This window comes from Methylophilus sp. Leaf416 (assembly GCF_001424665.1).
Classification (GTDB): Bacteria; Pseudomonadota; Gammaproteobacteria; order Burkholderiales; family Methylophilaceae; genus Methylophilus.
In genome coordinates, this window is record NZ_LMQS01000003.1 from 387,533 (window position 1) to 404,011 (window position 16,479).

The 16,479-nt window shown below is 53.1% G+C and carries 4 protein-coding genes; 1 reads left to right on the forward strand and 3 read right to left on the reverse strand.

What is annotated here, in order from left to right; genetic code table 11:
* Positions 1-13 precede the first annotated feature (13 nt).
* A complete protein-coding gene (locus ASG34_RS09700; protein ID WP_055829952.1) occupies positions 14-3,055 on the reverse strand; it encodes an ExeM/NucH family extracellular endonuclease in 3,042 nt (1,013 codons plus the stop codon).
* 373 nt (positions 3,056-3,428) lie between these two features.
* Between ASG34_RS09700 and ASG34_RS09705 the strand changes: the two genes are divergently transcribed.
* Positions 3,429-4,502, forward strand: coding sequence for an alpha/beta hydrolase (locus ASG34_RS09705; protein WP_235559758.1), 1,074 nt, complete (start codon positions 3,429-3,431; stop codon positions 4,500-4,502).
* A gap of 93 nt (positions 4,503-4,595) precedes the next feature.
* Here ASG34_RS09705 and ASG34_RS09710 read toward each other — a convergent pair whose 3' ends face one another.
* A complete protein-coding gene (locus tag ASG34_RS09710) occupies positions 4,596-14,645 on the reverse strand; it encodes a filamentous haemagglutinin family protein (RefSeq protein ID WP_055829954.1) in 10,050 nt (3,349 codons plus the stop codon).
* Between the two features lie 34 nt (positions 14,646-14,679).
* A complete protein-coding gene (locus ASG34_RS09715) occupies positions 14,680-16,302 on the reverse strand; it encodes a ShlB/FhaC/HecB family hemolysin secretion/activation protein (protein ID WP_235559759.1) in 1,623 nt (540 codons plus the stop codon).
* Positions 16,303-16,479: the final 177 nt, after the last annotated feature.

Sequence of the window (16,479 nt, forward strand, 5' to 3'; positions counted from 1 at the left end):
AACGCAAACTTACTTACCAACGTACGTCGCGCTGCGCATTCAGGCTGGCCGGTGTCACCCCTCTTAAGGTGACCAGTGGCTTGGCTGAAATCTGTAATTGCGTCCCGCCGGCAACGCTGACCCAGCGTGCCACGCCATCATCGAACGGTTGTGCGCCCTGATAGCCGATGCTTTGCAGCAATTCACGGATATCCAGCTGATCTTCACTTGGCGTAAAGTCAGTAATGGTGTCAGTCGCATCACGCATGCTCTGATACACGAACAGGTCGCGGCCAGCTCCGCCGGTGATGGTGTCAGCACCGATACCGCCGGTCAGTACGTCATCACCCGCAGTACCTATCAATGTGTCGCGCTGAGCAGAACCTTGTATCGATTTCACCAGTTGCAGACCTACGATTACCGGATCATGGTCAGATGACCGGTATGGTGAGTCTGTGTACAAGTCTTGTGGTTTGAACTCGGTGTTGTAATCAATGACAAAGGGTTCATCGGCGTTGATATGCCAGTGCACAGTGCCTGTAACTTTCGCGGCCAGATCAGCATTTGCCAGTGCGTGGTCGAGGTAACCGGATTCACCATCAAACACATAGGAGTAACCGGCCTGGTCATTGAAGCGTGCAATCTGATCCTGCAAACCGGCATTTTCAAGCACCAGCACAGGGTCTTCCTTGCCGTAAGCGTTCAAGTCACCAATCACCATCACGTTTGGATTGTTAGCCTGGTTTTTCACGGTCTGGATGAATTGCACTAACTGGTTAGCTTGTGCCAGACGTTGTGAGTTGTAGCAACCTTGACCATCACCTTGATCTGCGTCTGCACCCCCTGCATCGGAGCAGCTTTTGGATTTCAGGTGATTCACCAGCACAGAGAACTTTTCACCGTTGGCAGCCTGGAACGTTTGTGCCAGGGTTGGACGATTATTGATGCTGTTGTTATCAGATAAAGCTGCTGCCGTAGGTGTCAGACGAGTGGGTTTGTAAATCATGGCCACCTTGATCGCATCGGTACCGGTACCGTTGGCCGGATCAGCAATCACGGCGTAGGTATTGGCACCCAACACTGCATTCAGGCCATTGACCAGATCTTGCGCAGCCGTGGATCCGTTGTTCTGGATTTCCATCAGGCCAACCACGTCAGCATTGATCGCTGTCAGTGCACGTACGATCTTGTTACGCTGACGGTTGAATTCCATCAGGTTATTGGCACCGCGGCAGTTAGAGGCAGACACACTGCTACCCAGGCGGCAACCTTGGCCGCTTTGGCCGCTGGCTGTTGCGCCGTTAGTGAACGTTGTGAAGTAGTTCAGCACGTTAAAGCTGGCAACTTTGACATTACCACCTACGCTGGCAGGGGCCGCAGTACGCACATTTTCACGGCTGAATTGCACTGGCTCGGTTGGATGCAGCTTGTAGTCACGTGGACCCGGGTTGGAAGCCGTGATCAAACCATGGTCAATCACGCCAACCAGGTTTTCCACAATGTCGCCAGCGCGCAAGGTATTGTCTTCACCAATAAATGGAATCGGGTTAGGGTTTTGCACGCTGCTGCCGTCATCCAGCACCAGGCGACGACGTGCATTGTCATCAGCCAGTTGTGCCGCAGCTGTTGAGTTGGCCGGGTGAATATTGGTCGGCTTGATCATGCGACCTTCAGCAGATAGAGTCACCTGACCATAACGGCCCTGGAAGTAGTTCTGGGAAGCGGTCAATGGGGTGGTAATGCGTACCAGCATGCCTTCATAGGCTTCCAGGTCACCTTCAGTCACTTCCGGTAAGATAATGTCAGTTGGCAGAATGACTTTATTGCTGCTCAGTACCTGCAAACCACTGACATTGATCAGCTCGGTAATGGTATTGAACTCGGTCACACTGGCATTCAAGCGCACTTTCTGGCCTTTGCTGACAGTCGGTGTCACACCGGAACCCAGGTAAACAAAAATACCGTCAGAAGTCAGCGGGTTACCGTCACCGGCTTCGTCCTGGAGATAGAAGCCATTCAAGCCCGGGAACACGGCAGTCACTACGCCTTCTGTGGTCACGTTCTGACCATTGAGCGGGCTAACTGAAGCAACGCCTAATCCACTACCCTGGATCTGGAAGATACGGGTAATGCTGCTACTTTGCACCGTAACACTCACGCTACACGTCGCGGTTTGCGCTTCGTTATTGTCAAACTTCACGTCAACCGCGTAAGTCCCGGCTGGCAGGCTGCCATCCAGTTGCAAGCTTGCGCTGGCTGGCTGGCCATCGCTACCTGCTGCGATAAAATTGCTCAATGTCACACCGGCTGGTGCAGTGGCAGACAGCGTCGCTGCGTTAACAATACTGTCTGCATCAGAAGCCTGAAGTAATACAGAACCCGCTTCGCCTACCTGCAAAGTAACTGCCGGGCAGGAGGTCACAATCGGCTGGTTACCTGGATTACCGCCGCCACATACATTCACCGCACTGCTGCTGTTACGTGGTGCCGGTGTGCCGGTGGAGAAATCGTTGTTGTTCTGGTTACTGTCCTGGCAGCCATTGTTTTTCCTCAACAATGCGGTGCTGCTGCTGATCGCAGGAGCGGCTGAGCCTTCAAAGAAGTTGGCTGAACCGTAACCTACCAGGTCAACAATCTGTGCCAGTTGTGCCGGGCTGCAAGCGGTTGAACCACCGTTACAGGCTAAACCTGTGCTGCTGTTTACCAGCACCACCTTGCCGTTGGTGCCGCTCATGTCAGTCGCGTTATTGCTGGTATCAGACGTTGGCAGTGCTGAGCCATTGGCAGCACTTCTTAAACCCGCCAGGTAATATTGGCCAGGCTGCAACAGGCCAGACAGCGTTGTCACGCCGTTGGCAGAAAAGTTACCGGTACCGGTGGCGCTGCTGTATTGCACAGACCAGCCGCTGATATCAACGGCAGCGTTGCCGTTGTTGAACAGCTCCACATAATCCTGGTTAAAGACATTGCCCTGACCACCATAAATCTGGCTAATGACAACGCCGGCCTGGGCTGTCAGGCTCATTTGAACCAGCCCGGATAAAGCCAGCAACCACTGTAATTTTTTTAATTTCATTTCTCGGACTCCGCAAGTTTTCGACTTGAATAAAAGCCTGATTAATTTAGCAATTTAGCGAGGGGAAATTATTAAGTTTGCTGCCACAAAACTAGGTAGGTCGGACTATGGAACAGGCCTGAAAGGCAATGGGATTAATACAGTTTTAGGTCAGCGACCAGACTTGCAGACTAGTTAGTCTGACGTCTGCAGTTTTTATTAGCAGCCATTAATCTTGGCTCCCTGCATTTCGTCACTGGAACTGTAGTGGATGAAATTAACTTGTAGAGCTTTTCCTACATAAATTTGGCGCTATACCTGATAGGAACATAGTTGCTAACTGGCTAAGGTATGTTTTCAGCATATTTACTCTCAGCCAATGAAAGGAAAAGTTATGGCGACAACATCCAACAATGACACTTTACTGAATAAAGTAGCGGGTATCCTCCCTGCGATTGAGGGATCAGGCCCGGTTGAAGCAATCAAAAAAGCCTTGGGCGGTGAGCCTCCTGCTGCTGATCCTGACATGCAAAAAGTGCTGGACGCACTCGCTACACTTGGGGGTAAGCCGATTGAGACTTTATCGCCCCAGGAAGCACGCCAGCAACCCACACCCACCGATGCGGTGAAAAAACTGCTGACTGAAAGTGGTCATCAGTCACCAACCCAGTTATATACTAAATCTACAATCAGTATTCCAGGCGGTCCACTGGGTAGTGTGCCTGCACAAGTGTATACCCCGCATGGCGAAGGTCCTTTCCCGGTAATTCTGTACTTCCATGGTGGTGGTTTTGTAATTGCTGATACCAAAACCTATGAAGCGTCAATCATTGCGCTTGCCCAAGGCGTGCAGGCAGTAGTGGTGTCACTGGATTACCACCAGGCACCTGAGCATCAATTCCCAACTCAGCCGAACGAAGCGTTTGCCGCTTACCAGTGGCTGTTGGCACATGCGGAAGAAATCAATGGTGACCGCAAGCGTATCGCCGTTGCCGGTGAGAGTGCAGGTGGCAACCTGGCCGCAGTCGTATCATTGATGGCACGTGATAAGGATGTGACACAGCCGTTGCACCAGTTACTGATCTATCCGGTGGTGAATAACAATGTGTTTAACTCTTCATACATTGACAACGCAAACGCTAAACCGCTGAACGCGGCAATGATGAACTGGTTCTTCAAACATTACAGTGAACCCATTGATGCTTACAGTTCCTATGCATTGCCGGACAAAGCAAGTTCACTGAAAGACCTGCCGCCAGCGACAGTGATTACCGCAGAAATTGATCCGCTGTATGAAGAAGGCAAAGAATTTGCCGAACGCCTGGAAAGTGATGGTATCCCAGTGACTTACCGTCACTATACCGGTGTTACCCATGAGTTTTTTGGTATGGCGGATGTGGTTGCCAAAGCCAGGGAAGCGCAGGTGTTTGCGATAGGTGAACTGCGCAAGGCATTTGCTACTTTATAAATACCCACTATCTACTTAGGTTCACTAAAGTAAACAAAAACGCCCTCACTTAAACTGAGGGCGTTTTTGTTATGGACTGAAGTACTAAATGACTTAGCGCCCGATCCCGATAACGTCCACAGAAATAATAGATGGCAATACCGGCTTGGACAAAGTGCTGGTGGCGGCCGAATTAGCTACGTTCTGAGCGACCGCTTGTGCGGCAGCATTGACTGAATCGGGTGATAATCCGGTGCTTACCCCGGCTAGGCTGTTAGCAGCGGCAACCGGCACACCAGAAGAAGTACCTTGCACCTGAATGTTAGCGGTGTTCAACACGACGGGGGCGACAATAAACAAGTCACCTGCTTCAATACCTGCCTCACCCGCATCCACTACCGGAGCAATCAGGATGACGTTACCTGCCTTCCCATCATTAGGACCAGTATCCCTGCCACTCGGCCCATCCGGGTCATAGTTCTGGGCGCGAATACCGCTACCGGAAGCCACGCCGCGCACTTCTACCCGCGTATTGCCGTAGACATCGGTTTGCACGATGCGCTCCGGTATCGAGGTAGCCGCCTTGGAACCACGCCCGGCATCAATAGTGCCGTTAGTGGACCAGATAGTGATATCACTGCCAAACTGGGTAATGACCTTGGACTGGTTGACCGAGAAATCGCCATCTGCGATGGCGCGGATCTCACCGCCTTTTTCGGTAATCACGCCTATGTCTCCACCTTTCCCAGGCACACCGACGTTGATCAGGCCGCTTGGGGTAATCAGGTCTATGCTACCGCCGCTGTTGGTGGATATCTTGGAGTTAAACATCAGGATATCGCCAGCATATTTGGTAGGGTACAAGGTATCCAGCGCATCATAGGCACGTTGGTGATTACCCGCCTTGGCAAAGCCTTCAGCGGAATTCACCAACTCACTGGTGAGGTGACGGTTGACGAACACGGTTTTAATAGCATCCGGCTGCGCAAGGAATTGCGTGTAAGCACCGGCGGCTGTCAGGTTCACATTACCCGTCAGTTTTTGCATGAATGCCAGCAGGTAGGCGGCGGTAGCCTGCCTGTAGCTGCTCAAGCCACTGCCATTGCCCGCCAACAAAGCCGGACCAGCGCCTGTGGGTGAGATATACAAATCTATATAATCCTGCACATTACCCCCTGGCCCTACCCCGGCCAGCAGGCTGATGGAGGCCCCGCCCTCAGGCAACGAGGTATTGGCCCGTAAGGCCGGCGTATATTCGAAAACCGCATTGCTGGTACCGGTGTTGCCGGTGGCCTGGATATTGGTAATATCATTGTAAACCAGGTCTATATTCCTGCCGGCCTGAACCAGCAACTCACCGGGACCGGCAATCACGATGTTCTTAGTATTCACATCCCGACCGGCAGCCACCACGCTGATATCGCTGCTACGGCTATTCTGCAGGGCGATATTCACCTGGGTCACATCCTGCCCGGCAACGATCCGGCTCTTCTCAGGGATATAGATCAATCCGGGCACTATAGTCTGCTCGGTTGGACTGAGATTACCTTCGATGTTGCCACTGCGGGAAACAATATAGGATGACTGCGTATCATTGGCATGCACCAGGCTGGTGGCATGGTTGTTAAAATATTGATACTCCCGACTAGTCAAATTGCTCTGTGCGTCGTTAAAGAAACTGGCGCGCACCGGGTTATGAATGCTGGGGATATCGCTCCAGTTGGCATCAGACATCATCAGTACGCCAATTTTCACATCTTTTTCTGACAGCAATGAGACATTACCCTGGCTATACGGTACCAGGTAAGCTGTGCCCAGGCTGATGCCCTCATTCACTGAAGTGAGGTCCAGAGTACCCGGGTTTACGTTTTGGCCACCGATTGCCGAATGCAAGCCTGAGTCTTTATACAACTGGTCTGTGTCGTAGGCATAGCGCACATTACCAGTCACAGACTCGACATGCACAGCAGCAGATTGAGCGTAACTGTTGAAATAGCTGGAATTGCTGGTATTTGAATTAGTGCTCGACTGGGGCAGCAGAGTAGGATTAATAGTGGCTTCGATACGGACATCCTTGGCGGCGCTGACATCCCAGCGACCTTCCATCATCGCCAGTATGGTGCCATATTGTTTATCTGCCTGCAGATCTATACTGCCATCGACTTTAATGCTACCTGCGCCTTTGCCTATGAAATAGGTGCCGCCCATCAGATTGCCGCCAGCAGTGATCGCCAGGTCTCCGCCGCCGTTGACTATGTTGTTAGCGGTAGCACCAGCACCGAAGTTGTCATAGCGGGCGGTAGTAGGTACCGAGGCCGAGAAATTGGCAATATTGTTACCGGCGTTAATAGTGACATTACCACCGCCCAGCGCCGCCAAGCTTTGCTGGAACAGGTCAGGCCTGACCCACCACGAAGTATCCCGGATTGAAGCGACGGTCGTACCATTGAAGCCCTGGCGGAACAGCCACTGGTTGATCACCTGGCGGTCGGCACTGATATCGGTTTCTGCACCCCAGATACTGCCTCCTACATCCAGCCGGATATCGCCACCGTTATCAAGGTAGAGTGGCTTCTGTGTTACAGCTGGTAAGGTAAAACCTGTTAGTGTGGCAGCCTGTACCCCAGCGGTGTAGATCACGGAACTGACGCCTGTCATGGTAAGGTCACCACCGGTAGCAATCTCGATATCGCCGGTACCGGTCCTGATCAGCTTGCCGTCAGCCAGCACCAGTTTGCCGGTCACGCTGTTACCGGTGCTGTCCACAGCTGAAGGCACTGTGTTCATCATATTGGCCGCTGCCAGATCAGCACCCGCTACAAGACGGTAGCTCCAGGAATTACCTTCACCTATGGTTGCGCTGCTGTCGCTCCCTGCAAAACCGTCGCTGAGCGAACCATTCATATACAAGTTATTGGCTGCTCGCAGAGTGAGTACGCCCGGCTCATTGCCAGCACGCGACGTCGTGTACAGATCCCAGTCGGCATCGATGGTGAGGTCTCCGCTGGAACGCACTTCCTGGCCTGCACGCAGGTGGAAAGTGCTATCGCCGCCCTTGCCTAGGGCTGCCAGGATACTGGCCTGGTTAGCCATGAAATCAGTCACATCTGTGGCTAGCATGGCGTGATCCAGAATATTGCTTCCGGCTGCGCCACCACTGCTGCTGATAGTGTCTACATTATTGTAGACACGGAAAGCTTCCAGCACTACCGATTGTGCACCATTGATACTGGTAGCCAGCTGGTTGACCGCGACGCCGTTACCCGACCCGGCACCGGTGCGTGGTGCGCGCAACTGTACGCTACCGCCGGTACCGCCGCTGCCAGCGGCCACTTGTATGCTGGAACCCTGTTCCAAGTTAAGCGCACCGTTGCTGGTCGCCAGCAGTACTTTGCCGCCTTCGGCGCCAGCCGTGGAGGAATTGGCCGTGAGTTGCGCGCTACCTTGCAGGGTCAGGTCATCATGTGCATACAGGCTGATGCTACCCTGCTTGTAGCTGTTGGCATTGATAGTGCCGGATACTGTGATTGCGCCTTGGTCTGCGCTCACCGCGACCTGCTGGGCGGTCAGCGCCTGACTGCCGGTGCCATCGATAGCGATATCACCTGTGCGGGCACGGTAACTGCGACTTAGGCTGAAACCCTGCGCCTGCTGGTCAACCGCAGCGATGGAAGGCAGGCTGTGCACATCAACAGCTAATGCGCCGCCGTGGCCGCTACCATGGGCGCGGCCATCCAGCTGACCTTGCAACAGCAGGTTGCCGTTGGCAGCAGACACGTTGACCTTACCGGCGTCGGCATCACCACGGGCGCTGACATCCACCACCGCCCCGTTATCCACGCTGATATTGCCGCCACTGCTGTTCAACTGCACTTTACCGGCATCGACATAAAGGGTTTTATCAGCAAAGGTCTTGCTGGCGGAAGCGGCGGAAACAACCGCCTGGCTACCCAGCTGCAGCTGGCTGGTGCCTTGCAGGTTAACCTGGCCACCCAGGGTCTCTATGCGGCTGTTTACCTGCAGGTTATTCGCCTGCAGGGTCAATGCACCGCCGATATTGCTATTGGCGGCAAGACCGCTGGTGTTGCCCTGGCTGGTGGTCAGCGTACCGCTGCTGCCCACGGTGTAATTGGCGCTGCTTTCGGCGCTGATCCTGCCGACATTGAGGGTAGTCTGGTTGACTTGCAGATCCAGCGCGCCACGCTCGGCCACAGTCAGCGTCTTGGTGTCAATGCGCACGGCGTTATAACCGCCTAGGGTGTTGCGGTCACCGCTGGCAACGGTGTTGTTATTCAACACCGCACTACGATCACCCTGCAGGGAAACCGTTTCTGCATTGATCTGCAGGGTACGGCCTGACGGGTCGGCTGGCGCCGTGTAACTGGCATCCACTGTATTTTTCAGGGTAAAGCTCTTGGTGTTGAAAGTGACGTTCTGGTTAGCCGGGGCACTGACTTCGCCATCAGCTAGGTGACCGGCAATACCGGCAGCGTTCACGGTCAGGTTCAGCTTGTCATTGCCGAAATCGACACTGCCATAGGTATCCACTGTGCTGTAGCTGTTCAGGGTCAGGTTGGACACATTATCCAGTTGCGCCAGGGTCTGGTCGTCGACATGCAGGCCGGATACAGAAGAAGGTGCACTACCGATCAGGATACGATTGGAACCCAGGGTGACGTGCGCACCACTGGCCAGGGTGATATCGCCAGCAAAACTGACGGTGCGGCTGGCATCCATCACCAGCGCATTGCCTGCGCCTAGCTGGGCATTGGCGGCGATATTCAGCGTGCCGGTCACAGAGTTAAGCGTTGGATCTCTGCGGGTATATGACAAGGTGCTACCTGATGAAAGGCCGAGGAAAGCGCCATCGCCACTGGTGTTGATATTCACTGTTTTGGCATTGGCATTAGCGGCACCGGTATTGATCACTGCACCGGTAGCCACGCTAATGTTGTCGGTTGCGCTAGCCAGAAACTCTACTACGTTCAAGGCATGGTCAGCATCATTCTCCACGCTGACGCTACTGGCAACGGTAGTGATGTTGGTGCCGTTACTACCCTGGCTACGCGTGCCGCCAAGCAGGATACTCTCGGCATTGAGTGCATTCAGCTGGCTGGCCTTCAATTGCAGGCTGGTGTTGTCGGCACTGTCCACGTCGCTGACAACACGGATATTGTCTGAACTGATGTCGACCATCAGGCCGTCAGCACCGGTGATCCTGTTGGCCACTACGGTTGCCGCGAGCGTGAGCTGTTGCGCCTCCAGGCTGAGTGTGCCTGCATCCTGTGTCGTTTTCACATTTACCCCATTAGTGTTCAAGGGGTCAGAGAAAAAGGTGCTGGCATTGGTGAGCATATACTGCGAAGGCGCCTGAGAAACCGTGCCGTCTGCCGGGCGGAACACATTGCCATTGATTACGCGGAAAGTGGACCAGTTGGCATCTTTAGCACCGGTATTCAGGTCAGCCATGTAACCGGTAGTAAGCATGCTGCCGTCCTGCAGGGCGGTAGTCTGCCCGCGTAGCAGGCTGGCATCGCTGCGCTGGACGACAAACGCGCCCGGGACCAGTGCATAACGCGCAGGCAACAGGGTGTAGTTGCCGCTAGGGATACCGGCGACGCCAGTGATATAGATGGTCTGGCCGAACTCTACCACCCCTTTGGATTCGTTGGTGAAGTTACGGTCCATGCCCGCGTATTCACCAACCATGCCGGGTATCAGCGCATAGGTATTCGGGTCAGCCAGTATATCTCTGGTACCACCGACGCCGCCTTCGATCCACTCATAGGCAAAAAGGTCACCGCCACCCGAGGCGTCTATGACGGCGCCCTCATTGGTCTGGGTGTTTGGTGCCTTCATCAAGACTACTTTTTCTACAAGGTTGCGGGTCGCCCCGCCATCCGGGTTGAATACCTCACCCGCAGATCTGGTGACCCCGAACGGGATGATCATGCCGTTGCCGGAAACCGATGTCAGACTACCTGCACCCAAGGTGAGACTCTGGTTGCCTATCAGGTTTATCTGGCCGAACGGCGCTTTTAACACACCATCCTGCTGGATATGATCGGCCTGCAAGGTGAGGATACCGCCACCGGATAATACATTGACTGGTGCCAGGCCGCTGGAGCGGACATTAATACGGCTATTGGCACCTTGAGCATTGAATGTGAGCTTGGCGCCGGTATCCGGGTACACCTGCCTGGCCACCAGATTAAGCTCGCCCTGAGTAGTCAAGCCTGAATCGGACGCCGTCTTGCCCAGTTCGGCAAAGGAGGTCGCGCCCTGGCCGTGGATATCACGCATGGCATTTAGGTTGGTACGGTTGACACCACTGGTGGCAACCAGGCCATCAATATAGATCTGGTTTGCGTTGAGGCTGAGTTCACCACTACCGGTGAGTATTGAAGGATCCAAGGCTTGCTTGCGGCTATACAGTTGCAAATGGCCAGCATTAATCTGGGCATGCCCATTGCCAAGCACTTGCAGCACAGCGCTATCGAGACGCAGATTGCCGGCGATGGCCAGGTCAAGATCAGCGGCTAGCGACAGGCGGCTGTTGCTATTATCAGCATTCCTGATAAAGCTGCCCAGGCGTACATTGTCAAAGCCGCCGGATTCTATCTGTTGCGCAGAGATCTGTGCGCGTTGCAACTGACCACTGGCAGGCGTGATCGGGCCGCTAGTATCTTTCAACGCAGTGCCGGCCTGGATACCCGAAGCCAGCAGTTGCAGTTGATTGGTCACATGGAAGCGGCCACTTTCATTGAGATAAGGATCAGCCGAAGTAAAATCTACGCCTTCAAACAACATGGACAGGCTGCCGCCACGGCCAGTGCCCTGCGCGTGCCCGGACAAGGTGCCATCTACCAGCAGGCTGCCATAGCCATACAGATTGATAAAGCCGGCATCGCCATACAAGGTTTCGGTCAGATAGCTGCGGTTGGTCAGGGTAGTCGTCGTTACTTGAGTAGCAGAAACATCCAACACTGCCCCCTGCTTGATCACTAGCGCACCTTTGGCACCATTCTCTGTACTATTGACAGTGATGGTGCCGGCATTGACCAGCTTGTTCAGCGGCAGGCCGGCGCGGGAACCAGGCAGCGCAAAACTGGTACCTGAGGCATCCAGTCTGGCCTTATCCCCTATGAATACCATTTGGCTAGTGTCTTCAGGCAGAGTGGCATCCACATCATTGATCTTCAGGGTAATGTTGCCACCTTGGGCAGTCACATCGCCCAGCACATTGAGTTGTTTTTCCGCAGCCAGTTGTACGCTGCCGCCGGCATCGGTCTTGATATGGGCGTTTTCATGTACTGTCAGCACACCAAGCGCGCTATTGGCAATAAAAGTGGCAAAATCGAATGACACTGCTTGCCGCAGATAATCCGGCTGCGTGATCAGACGGGTCAGCCCAAATATATTATCTGTGCTGGAGAGCACGTCATACCCAGACCTCATCTGCAGGGTTTGCGCTACACCGTACACCAGGCTGCTGCCGGCATTGTCTGCACCCACATGGATATTAAAGCCACCCAGATGATATTTGGAAAAGCCGCCCTGACTGAAAAAACTGTTTGCCAGCGTGAAATTTGAACCATCGGCGATGACACTGGGAGCGCCTATGTGGAGGTTGTACTGTCTGCCCGGAGCAAACTGAATATTAAGCTCGCCGCCTTTATCGAAACCGTAGGCACTCAGGCTGAGGTCGCCAGGTAACTGGCTTTCGGTACTAAAACCGATATCTCCAGCCTGACCAGTATGCAAAGCGCCTTTGCTATCCACATACGCACCGGCAGAAGCATCCAGCTTGACCCCTTTGCCAAACACCGCGAGGCCGATCTTGATATCCCCTGCATCTTCTACGGTCTGCTTGGTCATTGCACCTTGCAATCCGGTGCGGTTATTGACGAAATTACCTGCGGTGGAAATGTTGACATTATCTGCAATATTGGTCACTTGGGCATTGAGTGCCACATTAGAACCACGCGCAATGATATCTTTATTGATATTGACCGTGCCGCCTAAGATACCCATGGCGATCTCGCCTTTGGGGTCCAGGTTGAGTGCAGTATTGACATTGAGCACAAGCACATCTGTGAAGTTGATGTGGTTAAAACCCTGGCGCAGAAAACCTGTGCCTATACGTGAGATAAAATTATCATCATCGGCCAACACATCACCGAACTCAAAGTCAGGTGCCAGGTTTTGTACTGAAGCGACCAGGTCGAGGTTGCGCGCACTGGCCTGCAAGGTAGCGCCCTGAGGAATCCTGCCATCCAGCAACTGCTGCGCACCAATTTTGGTATTCCCTAACAGTGAGCCATCAAGCACCAGTTTCTGTACAAAATCTGAGCCGGCATTGGGAGTGATAGAGATAGTGCCAGCATTGGCCGCATCCATAAAGCCGGCTACGTTATAACTCAGGTTGCCCAGGGTCAGCGTGGTTGTCGTGCCCCATTTCCTGTCGGTGACAGTCAACGTATCACCGATGCCGTTATACTGTACGCCGGGCAGCGCCTGTGAAATAGGCACCAGTCTGCCGTTGTAAAGCACCTGCGATTCTTTCAGGGCACCGCCGGTGTAAGTGGTGGAACCACCGGAAACGTTGATCACCGAGCCTTTTTCAGCCACGACTTCTTTGGCTGACAAGTTCACTTTACCGGCATTGGTCATTTTTTCTGTCACCGTTGCCATACGCGTGGCGCTGATATACGGCTGCAGGTTGAACAGGCTGGTGCCTTTACGCGCATCAAGATAAACCGTCTTGCCAAACAGGTTAGAGCCGCGCAAGATCGGATTGTCTCTCAAGGCATCCGAGTTCAGCTGCACCGTCACCTGGTTGCGCGACATAGGCGCAATGGCATCCACACCTGATACATCTATGGTGGCGTTCTGGCCCAGGTGTATGCGTCGTGTGACCGGGCTGTTGAGCACGGCTGCGGCGTCAAACTGGCTGTTCAAGTTGACATTGCCGCCTTTGGCACTGACCAGGCCATCGATATTGATCAGGCTGCCTTGTATCGTGATATCCGAAGGCGTGAAAGCCAGCGAAGCCAATACCTCTTCTGTATCTGTCATATCGGGTTTGACTTCGGTCACACTACCAGTCCCTAAGGTGACGATACCGTTACGGTTCAGTGTTTCCTGACCACCGGTCACACTCACATCTTCTTGCGCCAACAGCTTGATGCTGCCATTCGCACGCACCGAGGTTGTGGCCGACAAGGTACCCATCTGGTTCACCGCCAGCCCCATCATGGTGATATTGCCGCGTTCGGCGACTATCTTGCCCAGGTTGGTCGCGGTGCCGCCTGAGGCGACCTCCACCAGCATGCCTGCCGGATCCTTACTGGACTTGAGGTAGATCTTCCTGCCTGCCGTCAGTATGGTCTGACCATCCGGCGTCCTGATCACAGCATCTTTTTCAACCGTCACGTTAGGTGCAAACAACATCACCTTACCACCTTTACTGGCATTGATCTGCGCCCCAGACTCCACTCGAACTTCGCCGTTATATATTCTGCTGGCTTCTACAGGATCGATTGCACCAACAAGTTCAAAAACACTGTTATAACCAGTGTCGTTAATAAATCCCGCTTTAAATAAATCATCGGCGATGTTTAATGTGCCGGCGTAGAGTGAGCCGACATTGAATACCGCATCCTTGCCGATAATGACACCGTTAGCATTAATAAAATAAATATTGCCAGCGCCAGTCACATTACCATTGATGTAACTAGGATCTACACTATGTACACGATTCAGCAGTGACCAGCCCGGCTGCATATCAACGAAAAAGGATTGTCCGTTAGCCAGGTCGAACTTGTTGTAATTGATAATGGCCCTAGGGATCAACTGCTGAAGGTTGAGGTGATTTGCGCTGGAACTGACTATATTTGCAACGTTAACTTGCGCAGCATCCCTGATAGCTCCCGCCGGAGTGACTATATCACGAATACTGATGCCTCCAGGCAGGTCGGCCCAGGCAGACATGACCATCCATGGCCCGGGCAGCATGCTGAGTGCCAGGCAGATGACAGCTGTGCGCCGCGCATGGCGGGTGCGGCTGCGCCCATCCCCGCTACGTGAAGAAACAATCTCGGACACCACCACCATCGCACGGTGGATCTTACTGAATACTAGTTTATATAGTCCCTGATTCATTTCTTCACTCCATTCACTTGCAGATTGTTACCACTTACCACTCATAGCCTGCACGGAAATGCAGTCTGAAATCACCCGTTTCCACCTCAGGCGCATCATTCATTGCCTGCGCCAGGTCCAGGTAAGAGAACCAGCCATTGTTGGTCTTCAGCTTGAAACCCAGGCCGGCGGAATACAATTCATAATGCGGCTCCAGGCCAGCAGGATTCTTGACCTGAACGCGTCCCGCATCGATAAATGCATAGGCGTAAAAATCCTTGATGTAGTTGGCGAACTGGTAGTGCTTGAGATATTGCGCCAAGGGTGGCGTGCGTAACTCCAGCGTACCGGAAACGCCGCTGTCCCCCAGGCGGCTGGACTCTAGGTAACCACGCACCGACTCGACGCCGCCTATGGTGAACTGCTCGGTAGAAATAAGCTCCTGGCTGGCCAGCTGCCACGCCAGTTTGCCCTGCATTGCCCAACCGGAATCAAAGGTATACAACTGTTTCACATCGGCGCGCAGGTAGGCATAGTTAGCCTGTGCCTGGTCACGCTTACGGTTAAATTCGGCGTCGGTGTTACCCATCAAACGCGGCGCCATGTTAAGCACGATACTGGCCTGTGTCTGTCCATAGCCTGACTGGATGTTGGCGTCATAACCGATGGATGTTGCCCAGTAAGAAATAGGGGTGTCTATGCTGGTATCCGCCCCGAGCAGGAACAAGTTCTCTTTGAAGATTTTATAATCTAGGCCAAATGTCAGGCTATGATAAAAACCTTCAGAAAGAGGCAATGGGTGGATATATCTCGCGCCAACAATGTAGCCCTTACCTAGCACATTAATATCACCTACCGCGGCAATATTACTGTCAGAAGCAACGGCATAAGCTGCAAAGTAATCGCCGTTTTCGCGAGGAATCACATAGGTGCCGGAAAATACCTTCACCTCATTGATATCTTCAGGTGAAACCTGTAAGTTCATGCCTAAGCTATGGTCTTTCTGGAACAGGTTATCGTATTTGATCCCTGCATTCAGGCGCAGCTTGCTGGTATTCGGCGAATAACGATCATTGAGTTCAAGATTGCCATGCAACGGCAATTTGTCTTTAACCTGCAGATCAACTTCCACGGTGCCAGGCGATTTTCCTGGGCGAAGGACCGGCGTCACCTGGCGGTTCTGGTTACGATTGAGTGTGCCCAATTCTTTCTGCGCGGTATGGAAATGCGGTACTGATCCTTCAGCGAACTGCGGTGTACGTGATTTTATCTCACTCAAAGTATTGTAATGCGCATCAACCACCTGCAGTCGCTCCACTTTGCCCTCGGTGACCAGCAGGCGCACCACGCCTTTATCAACATCCTGTTGCGGGATACTGACTGACACTGTCAGGTAACCGGCTTCCTGATAGGTTTTCTCCAGCACTGTACGTGCCTGCTCGACATCGGTGATCGTTTTCTGCTCGCCCATAAATGGGTAAACAGCTTTTTCAATATCGCTGCTAGGGAGCACCGAATTGCCATCGACCTGATACTCAAAAACATCAAACTTTATTTCATCATTTGCTTCGTTGACTTGCACTGACTGTTGCTCGACCTCAGCAACCGGCTCTTCGGCAAAGACTGCTAATGGCATACCGCATGCCAGCAGAGATAACCAGATAAATTGTGATTTCAAACTCAAAGCCTGCACCTTTAATATTCAACTATTTTGCCGATTACAACAGACCAGCATTTTCTTAAAGTTTTATGTCACAGGCATGAAACGGACTAGTCCGAAAAACCACTTACAGATAAAAGAAAAACGCACTCCCTTTTGGGGAGTGCGTCTACAACTGCTTTACTCTGATTAAGA

Bases quoted from the DNA above. Each gene is read 5' to 3' on its own strand.
- ASG34_RS09705 (WP_235559758.1), top strand. From the start codon at position 3,429: ATGGCGACAACATCCAACAATGACACTTTACTGAATAAAGTAGCGGGT.
- ASG34_RS09710 (WP_055829954.1), bottom strand. From the start codon at position 14,645: ATGAATCAGGGACTATATAAACTAGTATTCAGTAAGATCCACCGTGCG.
- ASG34_RS09700 (WP_055829952.1), bottom strand. From the start codon at position 3,055: ATGAAATTAAAAAAATTACAGTGGTTGCTGGCTTTATCCGGGCTGGTT.